Origin of the sequence: Novosphingobium sp. (genome assembly GCF_039595395.1) — a bacterium.
Classification (GTDB): domain Bacteria; phylum Pseudomonadota; class Alphaproteobacteria; order Sphingomonadales; family Sphingomonadaceae; genus Novosphingobium.
In genome coordinates, this window is record NZ_JBCNLP010000003.1 from 1 (window position 1) to 4667 (window position 4667).

Genomic DNA, 4667 nt, shown 5'->3' on the forward strand with positions numbered 1-4667 from the left:
CGACGGGTTCCAGGTACTTCAACTAGCTCTGCACCGAATCCAATCAGGCCAGACAATTCACGAGATCCGTCACACCCCCAACACCAAGTACAGGAATATTAACCTGTTTCCCATCGACTACGCTTTTCGGCCTCGCCTTAGGGGTCGACTCACCCTGCCCCGATTAACGTTGCGCAGGAAACCTTGGGCTTACGGCGAGGGGGCTTTTCACCCGCTTTATCGTTACTCATGTCAGCATTCGCACTTCTGATACCTCCAGCATCCCTCACCAGACACCTTCACCGGCTTACAGAACGCTCCCCTACCCGCGTGGTTCAAAGAGCCACACCCGCAGCTTCGGTGCATGGGTTTAGCCCCGTTACATCTTCCGCGCAGGCCGACTCGACCAGTGAGCTATTACGCTTTCTTTAAATGATGGCTGCTTCTAAGCCAACCTCCTGGCTGTCTATGCCTTCCCACATCGTTTCCCACTTAACTATGATTTTGGGACCTTAGCTGGCGGTCTGGGTTGTTTCCCTCTTGACTACGGACGTTAGCACCCGCAGTCTGTCTCCCGTGATAGCACTCTTCGGTATTCGGAGTTTGCATCGGTTTGGTAGAGCGCGGGATGGCCCCCTAGCAGCCAAACAGTGCTCTACCCCCAAAGGGATGAGTTCACGAGGCGCTACCTAAATAGCTTTCGGGGAGAACCAGCTATCTCCCGGTTTGATTGGCCTTTCACCCCCAGCCACAAGTCATCCGCTAATTTTTCAACATTAGTCGGTTCGGTCCTCCAGTTAGTGTTACCCAACCTTCAACCTGCCCATGGCTAGATCACCGGGTTTCGGGTCTATACCCTCCAGCAACTAAACGCCCTATTAAGACTCGATTTCTCTACGCCTCCCCTATACGGTTAACCTTGCCACTGAATGTAAGTCGCTGACCCATTATACAAAAGGTACGCAGTCACACCAACGAAGGTGCTCCCACTGCTTGTACGCACACGGTTTCAGGTTCTATTTCACTCCCCTCTCCGGGGTTCTTTTCGCCTTTCCCTCACGGTACTGGTTCACTATCGGTCAGTCAGGAGTATTTAGCCTTGGAGGATGGTCCCCCCATATTCAGACAGGATTTCACGTGTCCCGCCCTACTCTTCGACTCGTTCACCCTGTTTCCTCACTTTTGTGTACGGGGCTATCACCCTCTATGGCCGCACTTTCCAGACCCTTCCACTAACACACAAGCGATTCAGGCACTGGGCTGCTCCCCGTTCGCTCGCCACTACTATGGGAATCTCGGTTGATTTCTTTTCCTCGGGTTACTTAGATGTTTCAGTTCCCCCGGTTCGCTTCCAGCAGCTATGTATTCACTAAGGTGATACCTTATCCACACCACAGTGGGTTTCCCCATTCGGACATCTCCGGATCAAAGCTTGTTGCCAGCTCCCCGATGCTTTTCGCAGGCTACCACGTCCTTCATCGCCTCTGACCGCCAAGGCATCCACCGTGTGCGCTTAGTCACGCTTAACCCACACCATCATAACAGGCCTGCATAAGTTTGCATCGTTCTAGCGTAGGACAATAATTTGAGCCAGATTTACAACATCTGTAGTAACGCTAAAGCCATATGGTTACTTGCCTTCAACAGGGTACCCCTAAAAACCGACTCCGTCACGTCGATTAATAACTCATTCAGAATGTTAAAGAACAAATCCCGCAGGCTTACAGCAAAAGACCAATCATCAGGTCAGTCTCAAGATGCAAGGAAAGGTGTGTCTTCATCTTCAATGGAAACGTGGTGGAGCCTATCGGGATCGAACCGATGACCCCCTGCTTGCAAAGCAGGTGCTCTCCCAGCTGAGCTAAGGCCCCGCACTGTTGCTCTGCGCGCCGCCCCATGCAGTTTTTGACTGGGGATGGTGGGCCGGGCGGATTTGAACTTGCGACCTCACGCTTATCAAGCGTGCGCTCTAACCAACTGAGCTACAGGCCCATCCTGGCGCCAGCACTCAACCTTGCCAGGCTCCGAGCCAGAGCAACGGCCCTCGCATCGCACCCTCGCGCCACGTCAACAGGCGCGAAGCCGCCTTGCTGGTTTCCATCAGATGAAGGGACATGAGACGACGGCAATGTTCTTAGAATTGTGCGAAGCTCTTCCACTCTCAAGGAGCGGCGCACTCGTTCAATATCTTTAGGGAAAGGAGGTGATCCAGCCGCAGGTTCCCCTACGGCTACCTTGTTACGACTTCACCCCAGTCATGAATCACACAGTGGTAAGCGCCGCCTCCCGAAGGTTAAGCTACCTACTTCTGGTGCAACCCACTCCCATGGTGTGACGGGCGGTGTGTACAAGGCCCGGGAACGTATTCACCGCGGCATTCTGATCCGCGATTACTAGCGATTCCGACTTCATGGAGTCGAGTTGCAGACTCCAATCCGGACTACGACCGGCTTTATAGATTCGCTCCCTCTCGCGAGGTGGCTGCCCTTTGTACCGGCCATTGTAGCACGTGTGTAGCCCTGGGCGTAAGGGCCATGATGACTTGACGTCATCCCCACCTTCCTCCGGTTTGTCACTGGCAGTCTCCTTAGAGTGCCCGCCATAACTGCTGGCAACTAAGGACAAGGGTTGCGCTCGTTGCGGGACTTAACCCAACATCTCACGACACGAGCTGACGACAGCCATGCAGCACCTGTCACTCATCCAGCCGAACTGAAGAAATCCATCTCTGGAAATCGCGATGAGGATGTCAAGGGTAGGTAAGGTTTTTCGCGTTGCATCGAATTAAACCACATCATCCACCGCTTGTGCGGGTCCCCGTCAATTCCTTTGAGTTTTAATCTTGCGACCGTACTCCCCAGGCGGTCAACTTAACGCGTTAGCTGCGCCACCCAAGCACCATGTGCCCGGACAGCTAGTTATCATCGTTTACGGCGTGGACTACCAGGGTATCTAATCCTGTTTGCTCCCCACGCTTTCGCGCATGAGCGTCAGTACTTGGTCCAGGGGGCTGCCTTCGCCATCGGTATTCCTCCACATCTCTACGCATTTCACCGCTACACGCGGAATTCCACCCCCCTCTACCATACTCTAGCTCGCCAGTTTCAAATGCAGTTCCCAGGTTGAGCCCGGGGATTTCACATCTGACTTGCATAACCGCCTGCGCGCGCTTTACGCCCAGTAATTCCGATTAACGCTTGCACCTCCGTATTACCGCGGCTGCTGGCACGGAGTTAGCCGGTGCTTATTCTTCAGGTACCGTCAAGGATTATCTTCCTCGCTAAAAGTGCTTTACAACCCGAAGGCCTTCTTCACACACGCGGCATGGCTGGATCAGGCTTGCGCCCATTGTCCAATATTCCCCACTGCTGCCTCCCGTAGGAGTCTGGACCGTGTCTCAGTTCCAGTGTGGCTGGTCATCCTCTCAGACCAGCTACGGATCGTCGCCTTGGTGAGCCTTTACCCCACCAACTAGCTAATCCGACCTAGGCTCATCTGATAGCGCAAGGCCCGAAGGTCCCCCTCCCCCTTTGGATCTTGCGACGTCATCATGCGGTATTAGCTATCGTTTCCAGCTGTTATCCCCCACTCACAAGGGCAGATTCCTAGGCATTACTCACCCGTCCGCCACTCGTCACCCGGCGAGAAGCCTCTCTGTGCCGTTCGACTTGCATGTGTTAGGCCTGCCGCCAGCGTTCAATCTGAGCCAGGATCAAACTCTCAAGTTATGTCATGAACACTTGCAGCGCAGGGCAAAACCCCGCCAACCACAAACGTCCAAACTTCAGGAGCCGATGCCTGCATTTGTCAAACGTAATGGATACGAAGGACATATGTAACATCGGCTTGGTTTAAACTACGCCATCGAGCCCGAAGCTCCCAAGGCGCAGACGCCGTCGTCCACATGTCCCTTCATCATAATCAACTATGTCAAAGAACGTTTCAGGTTTCCCTGGCCGACAGTTAAAGCGGACAGTCATCCCACCCCGATTTGCACCGGGGGATGAAGGCCCGCATCTGTCGACAACCTCGCAGCTAACCGGCCCTTCCGGGCGGCGCCGCATCGGTGAAGCGGGCCTATATGGCTGCTCACCGAGTCGGTCAACTCTTAATTTCGTGAAGTCCTGCTTTCTTCGCAGGCAGCCTCAGCGGCCTGGTACTCCATCCCACGCTCAATGGCGCGGCCCTGGTTGCGGGGGCAGGATTTGAACCTGCGACCTTCAGGTTATGAGCCTGACGAGCTACCGGGCTGCTCCACCCCGCGTCAGGGTTTGCAAGAATGATCACGCCCCCAGCCATCCGGCATGGGGGGTGTGAATGGGTTTTTTTTTGAGCACGCTGGCGATAATGCCTGGCGACGACCTACTCTTCCAACGCTTGAGCGTTAGTACCATTGGCGCGGACAGGTTTCACGGCCGAGTTCGAGATGGGATCGGGTGGGTCACTGTTGCTATGGTCACCAAGCAATATGGCCAGCGTGCTGCAGCGAGCATGAGGCAGGTTCGTGACCTGCCTTGCGCAGGGTTACCCCTGTGCGGCTTGCTGTTGCGGTGTTTTTTAATCAGATGTTGTGATTGGCTGTGACGATTGTCCGCCTTCACGATGCGCTGCCTGGTTGATCTTTATGGGATCATCCTTTGTGCAGGCCTCTTAGTGATGGTGGGGTTCATCAAGCATGAACAGAGTGA

General features: G+C 54.5%; 3 tRNA genes and 3 rRNA genes. All 6 read right to left on the bottom strand.

Features of this window, described 5'->3' with window-relative positions:
* Positions 1-1508: ribosomal RNA gene (locus tag ABDW49_RS19355) — 23S ribosomal RNA — on the bottom strand; the annotation flags it as partial.
* Positions 1509-1774: 266 nt separating this feature from the next.
* A tRNA-Ala gene (locus ABDW49_RS19360) sits at positions 1775-1850 on the bottom strand.
* Positions 1851-1895: 45 nt separating this feature from the next.
* Positions 1896-1971: transfer RNA gene (locus ABDW49_RS19365), tRNA-Ile, on the bottom strand.
* Positions 1972-2175: 204 nt separating this feature from the next.
* Positions 2176-3707, bottom strand: a 16S ribosomal RNA gene (locus ABDW49_RS19370).
* A gap of 459 nt (positions 3708-4166) precedes the next feature.
* Positions 4167-4243 (bottom strand) — tRNA-Met (locus ABDW49_RS19375).
* Between the two features lie 85 nt (positions 4244-4328).
* Positions 4329-4443, bottom strand: a 5S ribosomal RNA gene (gene rrf / locus ABDW49_RS19380).
* Between the last annotated feature and the right edge of the window lie 224 nt (positions 4444-4667).